18 protein-coding genes are annotated in these 23433 nt (G+C 67.3%); 12 read left to right on the forward strand and 6 right to left on the reverse strand.

What is annotated here, in order from left to right:
- Positions 1-107: 107 nt before the first annotated feature.
- Together AC1KVE_RS02215 and AC1KVE_RS02220 are read right to left on the reverse strand one after the other, a co-directional pair.
- Positions 108-755 carry a hypothetical protein gene (locus AC1KVE_RS02215; RefSeq protein WP_167763978.1) on the reverse strand — a complete coding sequence of 216 codons (648 nt, stop codon included), beginning with the start codon at positions 753-755 and terminating at the stop codon, positions 108-110.
- 27 nt (positions 756-782) lie between these two features.
- The gene (locus AC1KVE_RS02220; RefSeq protein WP_167763979.1) at positions 783-1283 is read right to left on the reverse strand and encodes an RNA polymerase sigma factor; all 501 of its coding nucleotides are present in this window, start codon (positions 1281-1283) and stop codon (positions 783-785) included.
- 172 nt (positions 1284-1455) lie between these two features.
- Here AC1KVE_RS02220 and AC1KVE_RS02225 point away from each other — a divergent pair, with 172 nt between their 5' ends.
- The 4 genes from AC1KVE_RS02225 to AC1KVE_RS02240 all read left to right on the forward strand — a co-directional run bounded on the left by AC1KVE_RS02225 (position 1456) and on the right by AC1KVE_RS02240 (position 8057).
- Complete coding sequence (locus AC1KVE_RS02225; RefSeq protein WP_481091966.1) at positions 1456-3408, forward strand: DEAD/DEAH box helicase; 1953 nt, start codon at positions 1456-1458, stop codon at positions 3406-3408.
- Between the two features lie 273 nt (positions 3409-3681).
- The gene (locus AC1KVE_RS02230; protein ID WP_024939756.1) at positions 3682-6087 is read left to right on the forward strand and encodes a putative bifunctional diguanylate cyclase/phosphodiesterase; all 2406 of its coding nucleotides are present in this window, start codon (positions 3682-3684) and stop codon (positions 6085-6087) included.
- A 48-nt stretch (positions 6088-6135) separates the two neighbouring features.
- Positions 6136-6858 (forward strand): pseudouridine synthase, encoded by a 723-nt coding sequence (locus AC1KVE_RS02235; RefSeq protein WP_016903964.1) that lies wholly within the window; start codon positions 6136-6138, stop codon positions 6856-6858.
- Between the two features lie 74 nt (positions 6859-6932).
- Positions 6933-8057 carry a GGDEF domain-containing protein gene (locus tag AC1KVE_RS02240; RefSeq protein WP_481091965.1) on the forward strand — a complete coding sequence of 375 codons (1125 nt, stop codon included), beginning with the start codon at positions 6933-6935 and terminating at the stop codon, positions 8055-8057.
- 87 nt (positions 8058-8144) lie between these two features.
- Here the strand turns inward: AC1KVE_RS02240 and AC1KVE_RS02245 are convergent, their stop codons facing one another.
- Both AC1KVE_RS02245 and AC1KVE_RS02250 read right to left on the reverse strand, forming a co-directional pair.
- Positions 8145-9092 (reverse strand): DMT family transporter, encoded by a 948-nt coding sequence (locus AC1KVE_RS02245; protein WP_016903967.1) that lies wholly within the window; start codon positions 9090-9092, stop codon positions 8145-8147.
- A gap of 37 nt (positions 9093-9129) precedes the next feature.
- A complete protein-coding gene (locus AC1KVE_RS02250) occupies positions 9130-9963 on the reverse strand; it encodes a DUF72 domain-containing protein (RefSeq protein WP_046343492.1) in 834 nt (277 codons plus the stop codon).
- A gap of 280 nt (positions 9964-10243) precedes the next feature.
- On the opposite strand from AC1KVE_RS02250, the gene rraA reads away from it, so the two are divergent.
- The 3 genes from rraA (at position 10244) to AC1KVE_RS02265 (ending at position 13954) form a co-directional block, all read left to right on the forward strand.
- Positions 10244-10744: a ribonuclease E activity regulator RraA gene (rraA, locus tag AC1KVE_RS02255; protein ID WP_024939752.1), complete on the forward strand. Its 501-nt coding sequence runs from the start codon at positions 10244-10246 to the stop codon at positions 10742-10744.
- Between the two features lie 22 nt (positions 10745-10766).
- Complete coding sequence (locus AC1KVE_RS02260; RefSeq protein ID WP_481091964.1) at positions 10767-12359, forward strand: serine hydrolase; 1593 nt, start codon at positions 10767-10769, stop codon at positions 12357-12359.
- 329 nt (positions 12360-12688) lie between these two features.
- A complete protein-coding gene (locus AC1KVE_RS02265) occupies positions 12689-13954 on the forward strand; it encodes a cation:proton antiporter (protein WP_481091963.1) in 1266 nt (421 codons plus the stop codon).
- A 62-nt stretch (positions 13955-14016) separates the two neighbouring features.
- Here the strand turns inward: AC1KVE_RS02265 and AC1KVE_RS02270 are convergent, their stop codons facing one another.
- On the reverse strand, positions 14017-15210 hold the full coding sequence (locus tag AC1KVE_RS02270; protein WP_481091962.1) for a sensor histidine kinase: 1194 nt from the start codon (positions 15208-15210) through the stop codon (positions 14017-14019).
- A complete protein-coding gene (locus AC1KVE_RS02275) occupies positions 15207-15896 on the reverse strand; it encodes a response regulator (protein ID WP_046343487.1) in 690 nt (229 codons plus the stop codon). The genes AC1KVE_RS02270 and AC1KVE_RS02275 overlap by 4 nt, the downstream gene beginning before the upstream one ends.
- A gap of 106 nt (positions 15897-16002) precedes the next feature.
- Between AC1KVE_RS02275 and AC1KVE_RS02280 the strand changes: the two genes are divergently transcribed.
- The 5 genes from AC1KVE_RS02280 (at position 16003) to AC1KVE_RS02300 (ending at position 23295) form a co-directional block, all read left to right on the forward strand.
- Positions 16003-17457 (forward strand): efflux transporter outer membrane subunit, encoded by a 1455-nt coding sequence (locus AC1KVE_RS02280; protein ID WP_481091961.1) that lies wholly within the window; start codon positions 16003-16005, stop codon positions 17455-17457.
- Positions 17458-17493: 36 nt separating this feature from the next.
- Positions 17494-18312 (forward strand): MipA/OmpV family protein, encoded by an 819-nt coding sequence (locus tag AC1KVE_RS02285; RefSeq protein WP_152971589.1) that lies wholly within the window; start codon positions 17494-17496, stop codon positions 18310-18312.
- Positions 18313-18340: 28 nt separating this feature from the next.
- Positions 18341-19441 carry an efflux RND transporter periplasmic adaptor subunit gene (locus AC1KVE_RS02290; RefSeq protein WP_481091960.1) on the forward strand — a complete coding sequence of 367 codons (1101 nt, stop codon included), beginning with the start codon at positions 18341-18343 and terminating at the stop codon, positions 19439-19441.
- Entirely contained in the window at positions 19438-22509 is a 3072-nt protein-coding gene (locus tag AC1KVE_RS02295; RefSeq protein WP_481091959.1) for an efflux RND transporter permease subunit, read from the forward strand. The genes AC1KVE_RS02290 and AC1KVE_RS02295 overlap by 4 nt, the downstream gene beginning before the upstream one ends.
- Positions 22510-22698: 189 nt before the next feature.
- Positions 22699-23295, forward strand: a complete 597-nt coding sequence (locus AC1KVE_RS02300) for a plasmid pRiA4b ORF-3 family protein (protein WP_481091958.1) — start codon at positions 22699-22701, stop codon at positions 23293-23295.
- Positions 23296-23433: the final 138 nt, after the last annotated feature.

Consider the following 23433-nt stretch of genomic DNA (forward strand, 5'->3'; position numbering starts at 1 on the left):
CCGGCAACACCACCGTGCCGAACGCAGCCCCGGCAGGTGGAGTCGTGCGCGACGCATGCGCGCCAGCGGCGGACACGACGCCGGAGGCGCGGTGCGGGGCGGCACGCTTATTCGCGTCGAAAGCGTGCAATCTCGTCCAGCATGCTTTCGGCGCGCACGACGCCGGGCCCAGCATGCGCGTTGTCGATGCGCTCCAGCCACGGATGGCGTTTGCGCTGCAGCCGTCGATAGCCGAGCCAGGTGCCGATACCGCCGAATACACCCACCAACAGATTGAGCAGCAGCCAGTCGTGCGGCAAGGTCAGGCCGGTCAGCCCGCGCCAGCCGGCGTCGGCCACGGCCACCCACAGCACCCAGAACGCCACGCCCAGCCACGGGGCCACCCGCGTGCGCCAGCGCCGCAGCTGCGCGAGCGCGCGCTGCGTCGGCAGCAGCGGTCCGGCAAAGTCCAGTTGCGCCAGCAGCTGCAGCTGTCGTAGTGCGGAGATCGCCAGTGCAATGCTCCACAGCTGCAGCAGCACGCCGCCGATGATGGCTGCAGCCTGATCGGTGTGGGCAAGCCAGCTGCGCGCGATCACGATGTGCAGCACCACTGCGCACAGCAATTGCGCGGATTGGCTCAGCCACAGCGGGCGCAGGCTGGTGCGCGCCGCGTGGCCTCGCACCTGGCCGACGATGTGGCCGATCTGCGTGCCGTGCTGATCCAGGCGGTGTTCCATCGCGTGCCAGGCGCGTTGCATGTCGTCGAGTTCCATCGAATGTTCCTTGGGCGAAGTGGGTGGTCAGAGTTCGGCGCGGATGCGCGCCTTGAGGCGGCTGAGTTTCGTGGCGACATTGGTCTCGCTGATGCCGAGCACCTCGCCGATCTCGCGGTAGCTGTGCGCGTCCAGGTACAGCAGCATCAAGGCGCGTTCCAGCGGCGGCAGTTGGGCGATGAAGCCGTGGAGCGCGGCGACCTGCTGCGCGTGTGCCGGGTCGCGCGCCAGCGGGTCGGCGATGCTGTCGGCCACCGCCTCCAGTGGGAGCGGGTCCTGCGGCGCGCGGCTGCGGCCGCGCAGATCGCTGATCGCCACGTTCAAGGCGATGCGGTACATCCAGGTGGAAAAGCGCCGGCCGGCGTCGTAGCCGGGGAACGCGCGCCATAACTGCACGGTGATGTCTTGCGCCAGCTCGGCGCGGTCGTCCGGGTTCCAGCAATAGCTGGTCGCGACCTTCAGGACGATGCCGCGGTGCTGCTGCAGCAGAGCGTTGAAGCGAGTGTGCAGGTCTGTTTCCAGGGACATGGCTCCGGCCGGGTGGGTGGATGACAAGGGTCGAGGAGATGATTCGCCGCAGCGGGCAAATCCTCACAAGCTGAACGGACTGTCACGGAAATTTCGACAGCAGGGGGGCTGAGGGCGCACACTATGCTGCTTTGCGCCTGCCGGCTCCGTGCGGCGCCTCCGGAGTTACCCAATGACCCAAGAATCTCCCGCGCCGCTGCTGTTTGCAGACCTCGGCCTCTCAGACGCTGTGATGAAGGCGGTTGCCGCCGTCGGCTACGAGTCGCCGTCGCCGATCCAGGCTGCCACCATCCCCGCGCTGCTGGCCGGCCGCGACGTGCTCGGCCAGGCGCAGACCGGCACCGGCAAGACCGCCGCGTTCGCGCTGCCGGTGCTGTCCAATGCCGACCTCAACCAGCTCAAGCCGCAGGCGCTGGTGCTGGCCCCGACCCGCGAGCTGGCCATCCAGGTCGCCGAGGCGTTCCAGAAATATGCCGAAGCCATTCCCGGTTTCCGCGTGCTGCCGGTCTACGGCGGCCAGCCCTACGCGCAGCAGCTGAGCGCGCTCAAGCGCGGCGTGCATGTGGTGGTCGGCACCCCCGGCCGCGTGATCGATCACCTGGACCGCGGCACGCTGGACCTGTCCCAGCTCAAGACGCTGGTGCTGGACGAAGCCGACGAAATGCTGCGCATGGGCTTCATCGACGACGTCGAAGCGGTGCTGAAGAAGTTGCCGGAGAAGCGCCAGGTGGCGCTGTTCTCGGCGACCATGCCGCCGGCGATCCGCCGCATCGCGCAGACCTATCTGAAGGACCCGGCCGAAGTCACCATCGCGGCCAAGACCACCACCTCGGCCAATATCCGCCAGCGCTACTGGTGGGTGAGCGGCCTGCACAAGCTGGACGCACTGACCCGCATTCTCGAGGTCGAGCCGTTCGACGGCATGATCATCTTCGCGCGCACCAAGGCTGCCACCGAAGAGCTGGCGCAGAAGCTGCAGGCACGCGGCATGGCCGCGGCGGCCATCAACGGCGACATGCAGCAGGCCGCCCGCGAGAAGACCATTGCCCAGCTCAAGGACGGCAAGCTCGACATCCTGGTCGCCACCGACGTGGCCGCGCGCGGCCTGGACGTGGAGCGCGTCAGCCATGTGCTGAACTACGACATCCCGTACGACACCGAGAGCTACGTGCACCGCATCGGCCGTACCGGCCGTGCCGGCCGCAACGGCGATGCGATCCTGTTCGTCACCCCGCGCGAGAAGGGCATGCTGCGCGCGATCGAGCGCGCCACCCGCCAGCCGATCGAAGAAATGCAGTTGCCGAGCGTGGATGCGGTCAACGACACCCGCGTGGCACGTTTCATGACCCGCATCACCGAGACCCTGGCCGGCGGCCAGATCGAGATGTATCGCGATCTGCTGCAGCGCTACGAGAGCGAGAACAACGTACCGGCGATCGATATCGCTGCAGCATTGGCCAAGTTGCTGCAGGGCGATGCGCCGTTCCTGCTGACCCCGCCGGTGCGCGGTGCACGCGAGGAATTTGCACCGCGCGAGCGCAACGATCGCGGCGACCGCAACGATCGCGGCGACCGCAACGATCGCGGCGAGCGTCCGCGCTTCGAGCCGAAGTTCGAGCGTGGCCCGCGTGCCGATGGCGAGCGCGCGGCACGCCCGCCGCGTGCGGAACGTCCGGCGTTCGCCAGCGATGGCGCGGGCGCCGAGCGTCCGCGTCGCGATCCGGTTGCCCCGCGCGGCGAGCCGGAGTTCGGCATGGAGAGCTACCGCATCGAAGTGGGCCACACCCACGGCGTGAAGCCGGCCAACATCGTCGGCGCGATCGCCAACGAAGCCGGCCTGGAAAGCCGCTACATCGGCCGTATCGACATCCAGGACGATTATTCGATCCTGGACCTGCCGGCCGACATGCCGCGCGAGCTGCTGACGCACCTGAAGAAGGTCTGGGTGTCCGGCCAGCAGCTCAACATGCGCAAGCTGGAAGAAGGCGAGGCGGCCGCATCGCCGTCCAAGCCGCGCTTCCCGCGCGGCGGCAAGCCGTCCGGTCGCCCGAATGGCCCGAACCGTCCGATGGACCGCGCCGGCGCGCCGCATCGCAAGGGCCCGCCCAAGCCCCGCGGCGAGTAAGCACCGCTGACAACCCGGCGGCCTGCGGCTGCCCGGCCGATCCGGCCGGTCGCCGCAGTCGCTATGCTTATCGATGCATAGCGGTGTACGCGCGTCATGCGTCGGTACCGCAGCGATTGTCGGCAGTACCCTGTTAGCCATGCTAAGTTCCGCGCCGACCGTGGCCGGGCGGGCGCAGCCATACAGACTGCGCCGTTGCGGCCGCTACTGCCTTCAGGCGCCCACTGGGCGCCTGAATCGCATTGGGCAGCGGCAGTGGGGGCGAGGATGACAATGGCGCAGATGGCGGGCGGCACGAGCGGTGGGCGGACCATGCACCTGATGCGCGGCTGGCTGACGCTTCCCTTGGCCTTGTTGATCGGCATGGCCGTCAGCATGGCGGTGCTCTCGGCGCTGGTGATCGAGATTCAGTCCGGGGCAATGGCCTGGATCGTCGGCCAGAGCCACTGGTCCAATGCCCAGCAGGAGTCGGTGTACTGGCTGGAGCGCTACCTGGGCAGCGGCGATCCGGCCGACCTGCAGGCCGCCTGTCGGGCGCTGGAAGTGCCGCTCGGCGACCGCGCGGCACGCGAGGCGGTCGAGCAGCCGGTGATCGACTGGGCTGCGGTCCATGCCGGGCTGGCCGCCGGCCGCAATGCCCGTGAGGACATGCCGCAAATGGTGCGGCTGTATCGCTACGGCCATGTCTTTCCGTATCTGGGCGACGCCATCGCGATGTGGAAACACACCGACGCCGACCTGCTGCAGCTGAGCACCCTGGCCGACCGGGCCGCCTCCGTGCAGGCCGCCAGCCGCCCGGATCCGCGCGCGCTGCAGGCCTTGCGCGACGAGCTGCACCTGCTCGACGGCCGCATGCGCGGCGATACCGCGCAGTTCCAGGCGCTGCTGGTCCGCTGTGCGCGGCTGCTGCACGATGTGATGGTGGTCTGCAGCCTGGCGACCCTGTTGCTGGTGCTGATCACCTGCGTGCTGGCGATGCGCCGCATCCGCAATTATCTGCTCTCGCACGAAGGCCGCTTCCGCACCGCGTTTCAGCAAGCGGCGCTGGGCATGGTCAAGTTCGACCTGCGCGGCCGCGTGCTCGATGCCAATGCCGCGATGGCCAACATCCTGCGCTATCGGCCGGAGGAGCTGCAGGCCTGCACACTGGCCGAGGTGCTGCATCCGGACCATATCGCGCTGGACAGCCGCGGCCTGATCGACTGGCCGACGCTGCTGCAGTCCGGCGAGCGGCGCTTGCTGCGCGCCGACGGCGGGGTGATGTGGGGGCGTTGGAGCGCGTCGCTGGTGGAGCCCGGCCCGGAGGAGCCGACCCTGGTGCTGGCAGTGATCGAAGACGTCTCGCATGCGCACGAGCTGGCCGACGAAGTCGCCTTCCATGCGCGCCACGATGCCTTGACCGGCCTGATCAACCGCCGCGAGATCGAACGCCGGCTGCTGCGCCTGATCGAGCCGCCGCAATCGCCGCAGCTCTGCCATGCGCTGTGCTTCGTCGACCTGGATCACTTCAAGCTGGTCAACGACACCTTCGGGCATGCGGTGGGCGACAAGTTCCTGTGCCACTTCGCCGACGTGATCACCATGCAGTTGCGCCCCGGCGACTGGCTGGGGCGGCTGGGCGGCGACGAGTTCGCGATCCTGCTGGCCAATACCGATCTGGCGCAGGCGCAGTCCTTGCTGGAGCGCATGCATGCGGTGCTGGGTCAGCCGTGGAGCCATCAAGGCGGACGGCCGCTGACGCCGAGCTGCAGCTTCGGCGTGGTGGAAATCCGCCAGGGCGCCAGCGACGTCAATGCCTTGATGACCGCCGCCGATCTGGCCTGCCATGCGGCCAAGGAAGAGGGCCGCAACCGCATTCGCTGCTTCGGCGAAAACGATCTGGCGCTGGCGCGGCGGCGCCACGACGGCGGCTGGATCAGCGCGGTGCAGCAGGCGATCGCCGAGGACCGACTGCTGTTGTATGCGCAGAAGATCCAGGTGTTGAGCGATCCGGAACGCCTGCAGTACGAGGTGCTGGTGCGCATGCGCGCGCGCGACGGGCGGGTGCTGAGTCCGGGCGAATTCCTGCCTGCGGTGGAGCGCTACGGCCTGGGGCGCATGGTCGACGTGCATGTGCTGGAAACGCTGTGCGCGCAGCTGGCGGCCAATCCGATGCATGTGGCCACGCTGGACCTGTGCCACGTCAATCTGTCCGCACAGTCGATCGCGCAGCCGGATTTTCTCGATTTCGTGTGGTCCTTGTTCGAGCGCTACCCGAGCCTGGTGCCCAAGCTGTGCATGGAGATCACCGAGACCGCCGTCATCGGCGATCTGGAGCACGCGCAGCGCTTCGTGCAGAGCGTGCGTGCGCGCGGCTGCCATGTGGCGCTGGACGATTTCGGCAACGGCCTGGCCTCGTTCGGCTATCTCAAGCAGTTCACCGTGGACGTCCTCAAGATCGATTGCGGCTTCGTGCGCAACTACGCGCACGACGCGGTGGACCGCGCGGCAGTGCACTCGATCGCGCAGGTGGGCCTGGCGTTGGGGATCGAAGTGGTGGCCGAGGGCGTGGAGTCGGAGGCGGACATTCCCGGCCTGCGCGAGGCCGGTGTCGGCCAAGTGCAGGGTTTCAGCCTGCATCGTCCATGCCCGCTGGATGAGCTGCTGCATGCCGGGCAGCCGCTGCTGGCGCTGTCCTGATCGCAGATTGGTGCACGCGCGCCGCTCCAAATCGCCGATAATCGGCCGATGACGACCCGACTCAACAAATACATCGCCGAAACCGGCTTCTGCTCCCGCCGCGAGGCCGATCGCCTGATCGGCGAACGCCGGGTCACCGTCAATGGCGTGGCTGCCGGCACCGGTGCGGTGGTGGGTGAGGACGACACCGTACTGGTGGACGGCCAGCCGCTGCGCACGCGCGCCGCCAGCAAGCCCGGTGGCCGCAAGCATGTCTACATCGCGCTCAACAAGCCGGTGGGCATCACCTGCACCACCGAAAGTTCGGTCAAGGGCAACATCGTCGAATTCGTCGGCCACGAGCAGCGCATCTTCCCGGTCGGCCGGCTCGACAAGGAGTCAGAAGGTCTGATCCTGATGACCAGCAACGGCAACATCGTCAACGAGATCCTGCGCGCGGAAAATCGCCACCAGAAGGAATATCTGGTGGCGGTCAACAAGCCGGTCACCGACGAATTCCTGCGAGGTATGGCGCGCGGCGTGCGCATCCACAACGAGACCACGTTGCCGTGCCGCACCGCGCGCATCGCCAAGTTCGGCTTCCGCATCGTGCTGGAGCAGGGCTTGAACCGGCAGATCCGCCTGATGTCTGCCGAATTCGGCTACCGCGTGACCCAGCTGCGCCGGGTGCGCATCGACAACATCAAATTGGCCGCGCTCAAGCCCGGGCAGTGGCGCAATCTCAGCGATGCAGAATTGCGCGGACTGCTGCCGCAACGCACCGACTGGTGAGCTTTTCTCGCGCGTTGGACTGAACCGCAACAGCGCGGTGCATCGGCTGCGCAGGCGCAACCCGATGGCCGCGCATGACCGGCTCGGTCATACTTCCGCCGCCGACAGCCAGCTGGGGAGCGGGCAGAGTGATCAAACCGACATTGCCGGACAACGAAGCCGAGCGGCTTGCAGCGCTGCGTCAGTACGAGGTGCTGGACTCGCCGCCCGAGCGTGCCTTCGACGACCTCACCATGATTGCGTCCACGCTGTGCGAGACGCAGATGGCGGCCGTGGTGCTGGTCGACGAACAGCGGCAATGGTTCAAGTCCGCGCATGGCGCGCCGCGCAGCGAAGCATCGCGCGACATCTCGTTCTGCGCGCATGCGATCCTGCGCCCGGACGAAGTGATGATGGTCGACGACACCTTGCTCGACCCGCGCTTCCACGACAATCCGATGGTGACCGGCAGCTCTGCGGTGCGCTTCTATGCCGGCGCGCCGTTGGTGACCAGCGAGGGCATGGCGCTGGGCTCGCTCTGCGTCTTCGACCAGACCCCGGCGCATCTGCGCGAAGAACAGCGCGCCGCCTTGCAGGCATTGTCGCGGCAGGCCGCGCATCTGCTGGAGCTGCGTCTGGCCGGCAAGCGCCTGCGCCAGCAACTGCATGAGCGCGAATGGTACGAGCAGCAACTGGCCGGCTATTACGCGCAAATGGATGCGCTGAATGCCGATCTGGTCGAGCAGACCCGCACCGATCCGCTGACCGGCTTGCCCAATCGACGCGCGTTTTCAGTGGCCTTGGCCGCGGCCATGGAACAGACGCGTGCGGCAGGCCAGCCGTTGTCGGTGGCGTTGCTGGACGTGGACCACTTCAAGACCGTCAACGACGTGCATGGGCACGACCAGGGCGACGTGGTGCTGCGCGAACTGTCGGCGTTGCTGCGCGCGCATGTGGCCGGTGCCGGCACCATTGCGCGTTATGGCGGCGAGGAGTTCGTGCTGCTGCTGCCCAACGTGGATCTGCTGCAGGCGCGCGTGCAGTGCGAATACCTGCGCCAGAGCGTGGCGGTGATGACGATCGCGCTGCCGGTGACGGTGAGTATCGGCGTGGCCACGCTGCATCCGCAGGAAAGCGTGGACGCGGTGATCAAGCGCGCCGACCAGGCCCTGTATGCGGCCAAGCGTGGCGGGCGCGACCAGGTGGTGGCGTTGGGGTAGGGGCATGCGCACGCGGGTGCGTCATCGATAAGGTCGGTCGCGGCCTGGGCCGCTGCGACGGTGGCGTTTGTTGGTTGCGCCGTGCAGTCAGTCGACGATGTTCTTCGCCTCGGCAGTGCCGAGCAGCTCCGGATGCACGATCTTGCGCCGGCGTTCCAGCACCGGATGCAGGAACACCGCGCCGAGAATGATCGCCACGCCGAGATAGAACTGCACGGTCAGCTCGCGTTGCTCGCCGAGCAGGGCGATCGCCAGCACGATGGCGTAGACCGGTTCCAGGTTGGTCACCAGCTGCACCGAGTAGGCGCTGAGATGGCGCAGTGCCACCAGGGCCAGCGCAAACGGCAGCAGCGTACAGGCCAGCGACAGCACCAGCAGCAGGACGCCGTCGTGCAGGCTGGGGATGATCATCAGGTCGCCATGCAGCGACGGCAGCAACAGCGGCATGGCCGGCGCCAGCACCGTCAGGGTCAAGGTGCCGGCGCCAAGCTCAAGTGCGGTGACGGTGAGCGGGTCGGCATGCGCGACCATGCGCTTGTTGAGCGAACCGAACAGGCCGACGAACACCGCCGAAATCGCGCCGACCACCACGCCGGCGCGCATGCCATCCGGCACCCCGCCGACCACCAGCGCCACGCCGGGCAGCACTGCCAGGCCGAACAGCAATTCGCGCGGGCGGAAGGGGCGTTGCGTCACCCATGGCTCGATCACGGCGGTGAACACCGGCGCCAGTGCAATGCAGGTCGCCGCCACCGAGGCATTGGCCAGCTTGATTGCGCCGTAGAAGGTCAGCCAGTGCAGGGCCACCAGGGCGCCGATGCCGCAATAGCCCAGCACCACGCGGCCGGACAACCCGCGCAATCCGCGCCACACCCGCGGCAATAGCGCCAGCGCCACCACCACGATCAACATGCGCCACCACACCAACGGCAACGCGGGCAGCGTGATCAGCTTGCCCAGGATCGCGGTGATGCCCCAGAGCAGGACGCAGAAATGGATTTGCAGTTGCGCCTTGCGCAGGTCGGTCGTGGGCATGCGCCATTGTCGCCGAAGACGCGACGCAACGCCCCTGTCAGCGCGCCCCCAACGCCTGCAGCAACGCCATTGCCGCCGCCGGATTGCGCTCCTTGGCGGCACTGATGAAAAACACGAACACCTCGCGCGGCGTGGCTGCGGCGTGCATCGATGCGTCGACATGCGGCAGGTCCGCCACATCGTCGCCGCGCCGCCAGGCCTGGATGCGCTCGGCCCAGCGCGCCAGTGCCGGCGCCGGGTAGCCCGCATGCAGGCGCGCCTGGCTGCGCATCAGCCGCGCATAGACAAAGTCGGTGGACAGATCGGCAAAGGACGGATGCTCGTCCGAATCGGTGAACACCGTGGCCACCCCATGCCGGCGCACCAATGCCAGCAGCGCGGCATCCACCGCGTCGTGGTCGCGGATTTCCAGCACATGGCGCAGCACGCGCTTGCCGGCGCGTTTGGGCAGCAACGACAGGAAGGCGTCCAGGTCGTCGGCCTGCAGCCGATGCCCTTGTTCGAACTGCCACACCAGCGGCCCCAGCGTATCGCCGAGCTCGACAATGCCGCCGATGAAGTCGTCCACCTGCGCCTGGGTGCCGGCCAGTCTGCGCGACTGGGTGATGCGGCGCGGTGCCTTGGCCGAGAAGACGAACCCGGGCGGCACCTGGTCGCGCCACTTCGCGTAGGTGGCCGGTTTCTGCGTCCCGTAATACGTGCCGTTGATCTCGATGGCGGTGACGTGGCGGCTTGCGTATTCCAGCTCGCGGCGCTGCACCAGCCCTTGCGGATAGAACATCCCCGCCCGCCATGGCGCATACACCCAGCCGCCGATACCGACGTGGATGCCATCGAGCGCGGGCGGGGTGGCGGCGAACAGATCGGTCATGACAGATTCCACGTTGGCGTGAGCGCGCGCCTGGCATGTTCGCAGACGCACAGATGTGGCAAGCCGCCCAGATGATAGCCCCGCCGGCTCCGCGGCGAAGCAGCGCGGCCCCAAACGCTTGCGCGCACTGCCAGGCAGGCGCGGCCGTTGGCGCGCGGCGGCATGCAGGCGTTGTGCACTCGATGCAGGCACCGCCCGGCCAGCCGGCGGGGCGATCGGCGGCTTACGCGGACGCGGCCATGCCGCTACCATCGCAGATCGCCACTTTCGGACCGCAGCGATGACCTGGACCACGCCCGATCTGTGTGACCGCTTTCCCGAGGTGAGCATCGCCGAACCGTTGTTCCGCTCCTATGGCGGACGTGCGGCATTTTCCGGGCCGATCGTTACCGTGCGCTGTTTCGAGGACAACTCGCGGGTGCGCGAGCTGGCCTCCACGCCTGGCGACGGCCGCGTGCTGGTGGTGGACGGGCAGGGCTCGTTGAAGCACGCGCTGCTGGGCGACCAGATCGCGATGCAGGCGGTCGCCAACGGCTGGGCCGGCGTGTTGATCCACGGCTGCGTGCGCGATGTGGAGATCCTGGCCACGCTGCCGCTAGGCGTGCTGGCGCTGGGCGCCTGCCCCCGCCGCACCGAGCGCCGCGATCTGGGTGATGTGGATGTGCCGGTGAATTTTGCCGGCGTGGCCTTCGTGCCCGGCCATTGGCTGTATGCCGATGGCAACGGCGTGTTGGTGGCACCGCTGCCGCTGTCGCTGGACAGTGCCGGCGGATCGACCTGAGCGAATGAGAGGACGTGCGACAGTGACCGTGAACCGATGGCTGAGTGGAGGCATGCTGATGCTGGCAAGCTTGGTGACGACGCAGGCGGCCGAGCTTCCCGCCGGCATGCAGCAGTTCGACGCGCAGATGGAACGCGTGCGCAAGCAGTTCGATGTGCCCGGCATTGCGGTGGCCATCGTCAAGGATGGGCAGGTGGTGCTGGAGCGTGGCTACGGCGTGCGCGAGATCGGCAAGCCTGCGCCGGTGCAGGCCGACACGCTGTTTGCGATCGCCTCCAACACCAAGGCCTTCACTGCCGCATCGCTGTCGATCCTGGCCGACGAGGGCAAGCTCTCGCTCGACGACAAGGTCATCGACCACCTGCCATGGTTCCGCATGTCCGACCCGTACGTCAGCGGCGAGATGCGTGTGCGCGATCTGCTCGCGCACCGCAGCGGCCTGAGCCTGGGCGCGGGCGATCTGTTGTTCTGGCCGACCACCAGCTACAGCACCGACGAAGTGGTGCAGCGCCTGTCCAAGGTGCCGCTGAAGGGCGGTTTCCGCGATCGCTACGCCTACGACAATATCCTGTATGCGGTGGCGCAGAAGGTGATCGAGCAGGTCTCCGGGCAGACCTATGCGGCGTTTCTGCAGCAACGCATCTTCGCCCCGGTGGGCATGCGCGGTACGCGCTTCAATGCCGACCATCTGCAGCCGGGCGACAACGCGGCCGTGGGCCATGCCAAGTACGACTTCACCGAGCTGCGCACGGTCGCGCCGCTGACCTGGTCCAACAACTCCGGTGCCGGCGGCATCTATTCCAGCGCGCACGACATGGCGTTGTGGATGAAGGTGCAACTGGCCGGCGGCGTCCTGCCCGATGGCACGCCGCTGTTCAGTGCCAAACGGCAGCAGGAGATGTGGTCGATGATCACACCGATCGCGATTGCCGACCCAGCCGTGCCGGAGCTGGCGGCAGCACGCCCCAATTTTTCCGGCTACGGTGAGGGCTGGAGCCTGAGCGATTACCGCGGCCATCGGCTGGTGTGGCACACCGGCGGCTGGCCGGGCATGGTGTCGCGGCTGACGCTGGTGCCCGACCAGCAACTGGGCGTGGTGGTGCTGACCAATCAGGAGATCGGTGCGGCCTTCAATGCGGTGACCCTGCAGGTGCTGGATGCATTCTTGCAGGTGCCGGCCACCGATTGGATCGCCGCCTATGCCAAGGCGGTGGCCAAGGCCGACGGCGATGCGGACACCAGCTGGAAGAAACATCAGGACGCACGCGCAGCGCGCTCCACGCCGTCGCTGCCGCTGCGCAGCTATGCGGCGACCTATCGCGACCCGTGGTATGGCGACGTGGTGATCCGTCAGGACGGCAAGCGCCTGCGCCTGCAGTTTTCCAAGACCGCGCAATTGATCGGCACGCTGGAGCATTGGCAGCACGACAGCTTCATCGTGCGCTGGGACGATCGCAGCCTGAATGCCGATGCCTTCGTCAATTTCGCGCTGACCCCGGATGGTGCGGTGCGCGAGATGCGGATGGAGGCGATCTCGCCGCTGACCGATTTCAGCTTCGATTTCCAGGACCTGGTGTTGACGCCGGTGGCAGCGGAGCAAACGGGACACAAGTGACACATCCCTCGTCCTGCAAGCGGGGCACGGTCACTGCACGGAGCGTCTAGTGGCCGGCGGCCAATGCAGTATCGGTGTGGCGTCCACGCCATCCCCAACCGGTTGCAGGGCTTTCGGATGCCATCTGCGCCGCAATGCGCGCTGCAGGAGGATTGATCACGGCGGGTGCCGGCAACCGGGCTCGGCGCGCATGCGTCACGTGGTCGGGCCTGCCGGTGCAGGCAGACGTGCCGACGCCCGACGGCGCGTTGGCGCCAGCTGCACGATGCTATCGCCGGCCGGCACGGCTCGTTATGATCCGCGCACTTCTCAGGGATGTTGCCCAACGCATGACCACTCCGCAGATGTCGGTGTATTTCTTCTTGCAGGCTGCGGTGATCCTGCTGATCTGTCGTCTGGTGGGATTGCTGGCCAAGCGGGTGGGGCAGCCGCAGGTGGTGGGCGAGATGATTGCCGGCGTGGCGTTGGGTCCGTCGCTGTTCGGCATATTACTGCCGGATATGCAGGCGGCGCTGTTTCCCAAGCAGACGCTGGACGTGCTGTATGTGCTGGCCCAGTTCGGCGTGGGCCTGTACATGTTCCTGGTCGGCACCGACTTCCGCAGCGATCATTTCCGCGCACGCTATCGCAGCGCGATGAGCGTGTCGCTGGCCGGGATCGCGGTGCCGTTCGCATTGGCCTTTGCGATGTGTCCGTGGCTGATCAACGTGGACGGCTTGTTCTCGGAAAAAGCCAAGTTGATGGAGGCCTCGCTGTTCCTGGGCGCGGCCATTGCCATTACCGCCTTCCCGATGCTGGCGCGCATCATCCACGAGCGCGGGCTGACCAATAGCCCGTTGGGCACGCTCGCGCTCACTGCAGGTGCGTTCGACGATGCGGCGGCCTGGTGCATTCTTGCCGTGGTGCTGGCCAGCTTCGGCGGCAGCTGGGGCAGCGCCTATCTGGCCATCGGCGGCGGCGTTGCGTATGCGGCGTTCATGATCTTTGTCGGCCGGCATCTGCTGCGTCGTCTCGAGCGTTACGTGGTGCAGGACCAACCGCTGAGCAATGGCGTGTTGGCGGTCATCCTGATGCTGTTCTGCCTCAGCGCCTGGGCGATGGATGCGATCGGCATCCATGCAGTCTTCGGTGGCTTCCTGCTCGGCGTTTGCCTGCCCAGGGGCGCGTTGACCGAAAAATTGCGCGAGATGATGCAGCCGTTCGTGGTGGTGTTCCTGCTGCCGATGTTCTTCACCTATTCCGGCTTGAAGACACAGCTGAGCGTGTTGCTGCAGCCGCAGATCATGCTGGCCGGCGTGGCGATTCTGGCCGCATCGTTCATCGGCAAGGGACTGGCCTGCTGGGCCGCCGCACGCATCACCGGCGAGAACAACCGCGATGCGATGGCGATCGGCTCGCTGATGAATGCACGCGGTTTGATGGAACTGATCATCATCAACATCGGGTTGCAGGCCGGCGTGATCGAACAAGGCCTGTTCTCGGTGCTGGTGCTGATGGCGATCCTCTCCACGTTGATGGCCACGCCGCTGTTCAACTGGATCATGCGTCGCCATGCCGACGTGACCGCTGCGATGCCGAGCCTGCAGCAACGTTGATGCTCGCAGCTGCCCGGCATGCCAGGCAGCCGCAAGCGCGGCGGCGCAACCGCGCCAACGCCTCAGCGTGACAACGGCAGTTGCACGCTGGCCAGCAACCCGCCGCCGACGCGATTGCCCAGGATCAAGCGGCCATCGTGCGCCTGGCAGATGGCCGAGGCGATCGCCAGGCCCAGGCCGCTGCCACCGGAATGGCGCGCGCGTGAACTGTCCGCGCGCCAGAAGCGGTCCAGTAGGTGCGGCAGCTGCGCAGGCTCCACGCCGGGGCCGCGGTCGCCGAGCGTGACCAGCACATGCGCACCATCGCGGCGCAGCTCGATATCCAGCACCTTGCCTGCGGCGGCGTAGCGCAGTGCGTTGTCGATCAGGATGGAAAACACCTGGCCCAGGCGATGGCGGTCGGCGCAGACGCGTAGCCCGGAAGGTGCCGGCGCGGTGACCGTCGTCTGCAACGCGCGGATTGTCGGGCCTGCCCATTCCACCCGCTCGGCAATCAGCTCATGCAGATCGAAACTGTCCGGCTCCAGCACCAGCTGGCCGGCACGCGCCAGCGACACCAGATGCAGGTCGCCGATCAGCCGGTTGATCTGTTCCAGCTGGCGATGGACCAGGCGCAACTGCTCGGGATCGCGCGGGAAGACCTCGTCCAGCATGCCCTGTACGCGGCCCATCGCTGCGTTGAGCGGGGTGCGCAGTTCGTGTGCCAGCATTGCGCTGGACTCGCGCAGTTCGCGTTCGTACTGCTGCAGTTTGCCGCTCATGGCGTTGAAGTCGTCGGCCAGCGCCGTGAGCTCGTCCGGTGCGCCTGCCACCACCTGCGCGCGTGCGCCGAAGTCGCCATCGCTGACCCGATGCGCGGCCCTCGCCACCTGGGAAAATTGCCGCGACAACGGACGCGATGCAAGCAGCCCGCAGACCAGGATCACCGGGATGGAGAGGGCGACCATGGCCCCCAGCGTCCACCAGTCAGGGTTGGCCAGCCCGGGCAGAAAATTTTCCACATCGTAGTACTGCTGCAGCAGTTGCCACAGGCGTGCCTCGTTGGCGACCGGCTGTTCGCGCAGTTGTTCGATTTCGGTGCGGGCCGCCGCCGGCAGCTTGCCCAGGATCAGGCTGTCGCGCAGGTTGAAGTAGCACCACATGCCGAAGGCGATCACCACCACGGTCACCACTGCCAGTGCGCTCATCCGCACGCCCACCCACATCCACAGCGGCGCTTGCCGGCGCCAGGCGTTGAAGCGCCGCAGGGCATTCATTGGAAGCGGTATCCCACCGCGCGCACGGTGACCAGCACGCCGGTGATGCCGTGTACCTCCAGCTTGCGGCGCAGGTTGTGGATGTGCGAATCCACCACCCGTTCCAGTGCATCGCTGTCGGGCAGGCAGGCATCGAGCAGTTCGCTGCGGGTGAATGCCTTGAACGGCGTCTTGAGCAGGATGGCGAGCAGGTTGAATTCGGTCGGGGTCAGGTCCAGTGCCAGCTGAGCCCCGGCCGGGTCGTGCACGGTGGCCACCACCGCAGCCAGGTCCACACTCAGGCGGCCATGCCGCAGCGGCTCGCCCGGCGCACGCACCGCCACGCTTCGGCGCAGCACTGCATGGACGCGCGCCACCACTTCCTTGGGGCTGTACGGCTTGACCACGTAGTCGTCGGCACCATAGCGCAGTGCGCCCAGCTTCTCCGGCTCGTCGCCGATGGCGGTGACCATGATGACCGGCGTATCGCTGGCGCGGCGGATCGCCGACAGCACTTCGATACCGCTGAGCCTGGGCAGCATCACGTCCAGCAGCACCAAATCCGGCGCCCACTGACGATGCAGGTGAATCGCCCGCTCGCCGTCTCCGGCGATGGCAACGTCGAAGCCGTCGCGACGCAGATAGGCGTCCAGGATGCTGGCGCTGTCTGCATCGTCTTCCACCAGCAGAACCTTTTTGCCTGTCATGGCGTGGTGCCCTGTCGTCTCGATCAAATCTGGATAATTCCCGAAAACAACCTGGACGCTGCAGGTCGAGGATGTCGGTCGAGATTGGCTCGTGTGCTCCGACATCATGATTCCACAAATGACCGCGCCTCGTTGTTTCCGCGCCCTGCGTAATGCGGCAATCGCCATGTTGCTGGGCGGCTGTTCATTGACGCCGACTTACCAGCGACCGGCGGTGACCGTGCCGGGCACCTTCGGCAGCCAGCAGGCGGTGGCCGCTGTGGAACCGAGCGAGTCGGTGGGGATCGAGCTGAATCTGCAGGAACGCGCGTTTGTGCAGGCGTTCGCACCGGATCGCGATCTGCGGCCGTTGCTGCAACGCGCGCTTGCGCACAACAGCGACTTCCGTCGCGCCGCCTTGCAGGTGGAGCAGGCACGGGCGCAGTACCGCATCGAGCGCGCCGCGCGCGTGCCAAGCATCGGCGTGGGTGCACAACAGGTGCGGCAGCGCTTCGACGATCCGGCCCTGGACGCGCGCTACGGGCAGGATCTGGTCGTTGCCAACGCCGGCATCGGCAATCTCGAGCTGGACTTCTTCGGCAAGCTGCAGGCCATGTCCGAGGCGGCGCGGCAGCGCTATCTGGCCAGCACCCATGGGCGCGATGCGGCCCGGGGCGCGCTGGTTGCCGAGGTGCTGCGCGCCTACACCACCGAACGCGCAAGCAGCCAGGCGCTGCAGCAGCTGCAAGCAGCCGATGCCGACAGTGCTGCGCTGCTGGCGATCGCACAGCGGCAGTACCGGATTGGGCTGATCGCGCGCGACCAGCGCGATGGGCAGCAGCATCAGGCCGATCAGGCCCATGCTGCGGCCTTGCAGGGCGCCGACGACCACGCTGCGGCATTGCGCGCGCTGCAACTGCTGGTTGGCTACGACAGCTTGCCGGTGCCGGGCGACCTGCAGCGCCTGATTGCCGCAGATACACCCAGCACGGCGTGGCGTGCGCTGGATTCCTCGTTGTTGCTGCAACGCCCGGACATCCAGCAGGCGGAGCTGGAACTGCGCGCGGCAAACGCCGACATCGGCGCAGCACGCGCCGCGTTCTTTCCATCGATCACTCTGAGCAGCAGCGTGGGCACCGCCAGCGATGGCTTGAACGGGCTGTTTTCCGCCGGCCACGGCATGTGGAGCTTCAGCCCGCAATTGAACCTGCCGTTGTTCGACGGCGGCCGCAACCGCGCCAATCTCGCGCTGGCGCAGCTGCGCCAGCGGGCCGATGTCGCGGCCTACGAACAGGCGATCCAGTCCGCCTTCCGCGAGGTCGCCGATGCGCTCGACGCGCACGCCACCATGGCCGACTCCGAACCGCGTGCACGTGCGCAGGCCGAGCGTGAGCAATCGCGCATGACACGGCTCAGCAGGCGCGTGGAGGCAGGCCTGGAAGATCGCACCACGCTGCTGACCGAGCGCCTGCGCGCCACGCAGGTGCAACTGGATTACCTGACCACCGCACGCCAACGCTTGTTGAGCCGGATTGCCCTGTTTCAGGCGTTCTACGGCGTTTGCCTGCCATCCCTTTCCTGATCGCTGACGGAGATTTTCATGGCCATCCTGTTTTTCATGCAGCTGCCTCGTGACACCACACTGCGTGCCTGGCCGTTCGTTGCCAGCCTGCTGCTGCCATGCCTCGCGCACGCGCAGACCGATCTGACCGGCAGCTCGCGGCTGTTGGGCGACCACACCGATCTCACCGCGGGCGCGGCAGCGGTTGCGGCACCGCGGTATGCCGGCGCCGAGCGCGCGCGCGTGCAGGCCAACCCGGTGCTGGTGGTCCAGCGCGGCATGCTGTTCTTCGACACCGCGCGTGGCGCGGGTCTGCAGTTCCAGAGCGATTCCGGCTTCTATCTGTCGCAGTCGCTGTATTACGACCTGGGCCGCCTGCAACGCGACAGCGACTGGCGTCCGGGTTCGCGCGTGCTGGCCGGCATGGGCGATGTACCGGGGTCGGTCACCGCACGCACACTGGTGATGCAGCGGATCACGCCGTACATGAACGTCAACGCGGAAGCCGAATTCGCGCTCAAGCAGGACGCACGGCGCAACCGCTATCGCGCCGGCGTGGAGTTCACCCTGCTGCATGGCGCCAGCGACACGGTGACGCTGGATCTGGATGTGCATGCCGGCGATCGTCGCTTCAACCAGGCCTACTTCGGGGTCACCGACGCGCAGGCGGCGCGGACGCGCTGGCAGGCCTTCCATACCGGTTCCGGCGTGTATGCCGCCGCGGTGGGCAGCAGCTGGACGCATGCGCTGGGCGATCACTGGGCCACCACCGTGAGCGTGACCGGCACCCGCTATGCGGACAACGCCACGGACAGCCCGCTGGTTGCACGCCGCAGTTTTGTCGGCGGCACGGTTGCAGTGACCTACAGCCGCTGAGCGGCACATGGCAGGGGATAGCGTGATGATGGATGTTCTTCGCACCATGGTGTGTTGCGGTCTGTTGCTGGTGCTGGCCGGCTGCAGCCGGCCGGATGCGCCGGCGGCCGAGACCCCTCGGGCGGTCAAGCTGGAGCGCTTCGGCTCCGGCCGCGACGGGTGGCTGCAGGTGCCGGCAATGGCGCGTCAGCAACAACGGGCCGAGTTGGCGTTCGAGAGCGGCGGACGCATCGCCGCCGTGCTGGTGGATGTGGGCGACCGCGTACAGAAAGGGCAGGTGCTGGCACGCCTGGATGCCGAGCCGCTGCAATTGCGTCAGCAGCAGGCCGACGCGAACCTGCGCGCGGCGATGGCGCAGTCCGGCGAGCGGCAGCTGCAACTGCACCAGCAGCACGCCATGTTCGACGATGGTGCCAGCTCCGCGGCGACGCTGACCGCCGCCCGCGCGGCGGCGGATGCGGCAACCGCGCAACTGCAGGTGGCAAAGGCCGACCTGGCGCTGGCGCGGCGTGCATCGCGTCTTGGCGAGCTGCGCGCACCCTTCGATGGCGCCGTGGTCGCACGCCTGCAGCAACCGCATGCCGATGTGGGGGCGGGGCAGGGAGTGTTGCAGCTGGAAGGGCAGGCGCATCTGCAATTGCTCGCCAATCTGCCGCCTGTTGCTGCCGCAGGGCTGACGCCTGGGCAGACCGTGCAGGCCACGCTGGCCGACGAGCCTGCGGTGCCGCTGACATTACGCCTGCGCAGCCTGTCCAGCCGGCTGGATAACGGTGCCACTGCGCTGGCGATTCTGGAGGTAGTGCGCGCGCCACACGCGATGCGCAGTGGCGACAGTGTGCTGTTGCAGTTGCCCACGCAGGCTGCGAGCACGCCCAGCGTGCCGCTGTCTGCAGTACTGCCCAGGCTCAATCGCCAACGGGCCAGCGTGTTCGTGTATCAGCCGGCACAGCGGATCGTGCGCGAGCGCGCAGTCGAGCTCGGGTCGATCGTCGGCGGCCGCATCCAGGTCCGGCGCGGGCTGCAGGCCGGCGATCAGGTGGTCAGCGCAGGCGTGGGCTTCTTGATCGATGGCCAGCCGGTGGCGCCGTTGCAGATGCAGACGCAGCTGAGCGGAGGGCAGGCGCCATGATGCTGACCCGGATGGCGATGAGGTCGAGCCGGCTGACCTTGTTCGCGGCAGTGATGATCCTGCTCGGCGGCATCGTGGCGTTCGTCGGTTTTCCCTCGCAGGAAGAACCCTCGGTCACCGTGCGCGACACCATTGTGTCGGTGGCGTTTCCGGGCATGCCCAGCGAGCAGGTGGAAATCCTGTTGGCGCGCCCCCTCGAGGAGCGCCTGCGCGAACTGGCCGGCATCAAGCGCATCGTGAGCACGGTGCGGCCAGGCAGCGCGATCGTGCAGCTGACCGCTTACGACGATGTGCAGGATCTGCCGGCGTTATGGCAGCGCGTGCGGGCCAAGGCCGCCGAGGCGGGTGCGCAACTGCCTGCGGGCACGCAGGGACCGTTGGTCGACGATGACTTCGGACGGGTGTCGGTGGCCTCGATCGCAGTCACCGCACCAGGCTATTCGATGAGCGAGATGCGTGGGCCGCTGCGGCGCCTGCGCGAGCAGCTGTATACCCTGCCTGGCGTGGAGCAGGTGGCGTTGTACGGGCTGCAGGACGAGCGCGTGTATGTGGCGTTCGATCGCGCGCGGCTACTGGCGACCGGACTGAGCCCTGCCAGCGTAATGGCGCAGTTGCGCTCGCAGAATGTGGTGGCCTCCGGCGGGCTGGCGACGGTGTCCGGGCTGGCGATGACGGTTGCGACTTCCGGGGAGATACGCTCGCCTGCGCAGTTGCGGAACCTGTTGCTGACCTTGCCGACACCCAATGCCAATGGTGTGCGTGAAGTGACGTTGGGCGAGCTGGCGCAGGTACAGGTGATGCCTGCCGATCCGCCGGAAAGCGCTGCCGTCTACCAGGGCCAGCCGGCGGTGGTGGTGTCGGTCTCGATGAAGCCCGGCAGCAATATCGCCGACTTCGGCAAAACGCTGCGCGCCAAGCTGGACCAGACCGCGCAGGAATTGCCCGCAGGTTTTGCGCAGCACGTGGTCACCTTCCAGGCCGACGTGGTCGAGCGCGAGATGGGCAAGATGCACCACGTCATGGGCGAGACCATCATCATCGTCATGGCGGTGGTGATGCTGTTCCTGGGCTGGCGCACCGGCCTGATCGTCGGCGCGATCGTGCCGTTGACCATCTTCGCCTCACTGATCGTCATGCGCGTGCTGAGCGTGGAGCTGCAGACGGTGTCGATCGCGGCGATCATCCTGGCGCTCGGCCTGCTGGTGGACAACGGCATTGTCATTGCCGAAGACATCGAACGCCGCCTGGTTGCCGGAGAACAGCGCCGTCAGGCCTGCATCGACGCCGGCCGCTCCCTGGCCACCCCGTTGCTGACCTCGTCGTTGGTGATCGTGCTGGCGTTCTCGCCGTTCTTCTTCGGCCAGACCAGCACCAACGAATATCTGCGCTCGCTGGCTACCGTGCTCGGGGTGACCTTGCTGGGCTCGTGGCTGCTCAGCATCACGGTGACGCCGCTGTTGTGCATGTATTTCGCCAAGGCACATGTCGCACTCGGCAGCGAACAGGAACCGTCGCGCTTTTATCGTGGCTACCGCCGCCTCATCGAGCGCGTGCTGATGCACAAGGCGCTGTTTATCGCCGGCATGGTGGCGATGCTGGCGGTGGCGGTCGCGGTGCTGGTGTCGATCCCCTACGACTTTCTGCCCAAGTCCGATCGTCTGCAGTTCCAGATGCCGGTGACCTTGCAGGCAGGCAGCGATACGCGCGAAACCCTGCGCACGGTGCGTGCGCTGAGCCGCTGGTTGGCCGATCGGCGCGCCAACCCGGAGGTGGTGGACAGCATCGGCTATGTCGCCGATGGCGGCCCGCGCATCGTGCTGGGCCTCAATCCCCCGCTGCCGGCGGCCAACATGGCGTACTTCACCGTGAGCGTGCGCCCGGGCACCGATCTCGATGCAGTGATAGCGCGGGCACGTGCGCATGTCCGCAGCCACTTCCCCACCGTGCGCGCCGAGCCGAAGCGGTTTTCACTGGGCGCGACCGAAGCCGGGATGGCGGTGTATCGCGTGGTCGGCCCCGACGAGACAGTACTGCGCAGCAGCGCCGCTGCGATTGCAAAGGCGCTGCGCGCGTTGCCGGGCACCGTGGATGTGCAGGACGACTGGCAGGCGCGCATTCCGCGCTACGTGGTGCAGGTGGACCAGCTCAGGGCGCGGCGTGCCGGGGTGAGCAGCGAGGACATTGCGCAGGCGCTACAGGCGCGCTACAGCGGCGTGGATGCCTCGTTGATGCGCGACGATGGCAGCTCGGTGGCCGTGGTGTGGCGTGGCAGTGCGCAGGAACGCGCCGCCGACGGCACACCTGGCGACACCCTGGTGTACCCGCAAGCCGGCGGTGCGCCGGTGCCGCTGGCGGCGGTCGCCACGGTGCTGCACGACAGCGAGCCGTCGGCGATCCAGCGGCGCAACCTGAGCCGTGCGATCACCGTGACCGCACGCAACCCGCAGTTGACCGCGACCGAGATCGTCGAGCGCCTGTCGGTGCGGATGGCCGCGCTCAAGCTGCCACCCGGTTATCGGCTGGAGATCGGTGGCGAGCTGGAGGATTCTGCCGAGGCCAACCAGGCCCTGCTCCAATACATGCCGCACGCACTGGGCGCGATCCTGCTGCTGTTCGTGTGGCAGTTCAACTCGTTCCGCAAGCTGCTGATCGTGCTGTCGGCAGTCCCGTTCGTGCTGATCGGTGCGGCACTGGCCCTGGTGATCACCGGCTATCCGTTCGGTTTCATGGCGACCTTCGGCTTGCTGGCGCTGGCCGGCATCATCGTCAACAACGCGGTGCTGCTGCTGGAACGCATCGAAGCCGAGCTTGCCGATGGCCTGCCACGCCGCGAGGCGGTGATCGCCGCAGCGGTCAAGCGGCTGCGCCCGATCGTGATGACCAAGCTCACCTGCATCGTCGGCTTGATTCCGCTGATGCTGTTTGCCGGGCCGCTGTGGACCGGAATGGCCATCACCATGATCGGTGGCCTGGCGCTGGGCACGCTGGTGACGCTGGGCTTGATCCCGATCCTGTATGACCTGTTGTTCGGCCTGCGACTGCCGGCGCGTGCAGCGGGTGTGGCGTAAATCCGGGCGGGCGAGGGCGGCGGCGCAATGATGCTGGCGTGACGGTGGGCGGCATCGTCGATGCGTGATCGCGCGACATGCTGCACATCGCACATCGCACACTGCATGGTGCAGCGCTGACTGGGCGGTGCCATGCAGGCGCGGGCCGCTGCCGCCATACTGGCGACTGAGACACACGACCAAGACCCGATGACCAAGGCCAAGAAGAAAGCTGCACAGCAGGTGGCGCTCGCGCCTGAGCCGGTGTATCAGCTGCATGTTTCGCTGGTGGATAGCGCGCCGTTGATCTGGCGCCGCGTGCTGGTGGCCGGAGCGCTGCGCCTGGCCACGCTGCATCGTGTGCTGCAACCGGTGATGGGCTGGAGTGGTGCGCATCCGTACGAATTCGACCTGGGCGGCGGCCGCTACGGCGAGTCCGGGCTGGATGTGCCGGAGCGGCCACGGCTCAAGCATGCTGCCCGGGTCAGCATCGAAAGCGCGGTGGGCGAGCTGGAGCGGTTCGACTATTTCTACGGTGCCGGCGCGGGTTGGCAGCACCGCGTCCAGGTCGAGGCGATCCTGCCGCCGGACGCGAGCCTGCGCGCGGCCCGTTGCGTGGACGGCGCCAATGCCTGCCCGCCGGAAAGCAGCGAAGGAATCGACAGCTACCAGGCCTTGCTGCGGATCATCGCCGACCCGGAGCATGCGCAACATGTGCAGGAGCTGGCCACCCTGGGCGGGCGCTTCGATCCGGGCCATTTCGATCTGGTCGAGGTCAACCGCCTGCTCGCACGTGTCCGCGAATGAGCGCGACCGACGCCGCATGACCCGGGCAACCGGAACCGATGCGACGGGCCGGTTGCCTGCCGCGCACAGCGCAGCCTGCCGTGCGGGTGATGCTGCAGCAACCCGACGCCAGCGCCACTGCAGCTTGACGCGCGATCA

Source organism: Xanthomonas sp. NCPPB 2864 (assembly GCF_056675615.1).

Bases quoted from the DNA above. Each gene is read 5' to 3' on its own strand.
- AC1KVE_RS02280 (WP_481091961.1), top strand. From the start codon at position 16,003: ATGATTCCACAAATGACCGCGCCTCGTTGTTTCCGCGCCCTGCGTAAT.
- AC1KVE_RS02230 (WP_024939756.1), top strand. From the start codon at position 3,682: ATGGCGCAGATGGCGGGCGGCACGAGCGGTGGGCGGACCATGCACCTG.
- AC1KVE_RS02225 (WP_481091966.1), top strand. From the start codon at position 1,456: ATGACCCAAGAATCTCCCGCGCCGCTGCTGTTTGCAGACCTCGGCCTC.
- AC1KVE_RS02290 (WP_481091960.1), top strand. From the start codon at position 18,341: ATGGATGTTCTTCGCACCATGGTGTGTTGCGGTCTGTTGCTGGTGCTG.
- AC1KVE_RS02220 (WP_167763979.1), bottom strand. From the start codon at position 1,283: ATGTCCCTGGAAACAGACCTGCACACTCGCTTCAACGCTCTGCTGCAG.
- AC1KVE_RS02265 (WP_481091963.1), top strand. From the start codon at position 12,689: ATGACCACTCCGCAGATGTCGGTGTATTTCTTCTTGCAGGCTGCGGTG.
- AC1KVE_RS02240 (WP_481091965.1), top strand. From the start codon at position 6,933: ATGACCGGCTCGGTCATACTTCCGCCGCCGACAGCCAGCTGGGGAGCG.
- AC1KVE_RS02275 (WP_046343487.1), bottom strand. From the start codon at position 15,896: ATGACAGGCAAAAAGGTTCTGCTGGTGGAAGACGATGCAGACAGCGCC.
- AC1KVE_RS02270 (WP_481091962.1), bottom strand. From the start codon at position 15,210: ATGAATGCCCTGCGGCGCTTCAACGCCTGGCGCCGGCAAGCGCCGCTG.
- AC1KVE_RS02285 (WP_152971589.1), top strand. From the start codon at position 17,494: ATGCAGCTGCCTCGTGACACCACACTGCGTGCCTGGCCGTTCGTTGCC.
- rraA (WP_024939752.1), top strand. From the start codon at position 10,244: ATGACCTGGACCACGCCCGATCTGTGTGACCGCTTTCCCGAGGTGAGC.
- AC1KVE_RS02295 (WP_481091959.1), top strand. From the start codon at position 19,438: ATGATGCTGACCCGGATGGCGATGAGGTCGAGCCGGCTGACCTTGTTC.
- AC1KVE_RS02215 (WP_167763978.1), bottom strand. From the start codon at position 755: ATGGAACTCGACGACATGCAACGCGCCTGGCACGCGATGGAACACCGC.
- AC1KVE_RS02250 (WP_046343492.1), bottom strand. From the start codon at position 9,963: ATGACCGATCTGTTCGCCGCCACCCCGCCCGCGCTCGATGGCATCCAC.
- AC1KVE_RS02300 (WP_481091958.1), top strand. From the start codon at position 22,699: ATGACCAAGGCCAAGAAGAAAGCTGCACAGCAGGTGGCGCTCGCGCCT.
- AC1KVE_RS02235 (WP_016903964.1), top strand. From the start codon at position 6,136: ATGACGACCCGACTCAACAAATACATCGCCGAAACCGGCTTCTGCTCC.
- AC1KVE_RS02245 (WP_016903967.1), bottom strand. From the start codon at position 9,092: ATGCCCACGACCGACCTGCGCAAGGCGCAACTGCAAATCCATTTCTGC.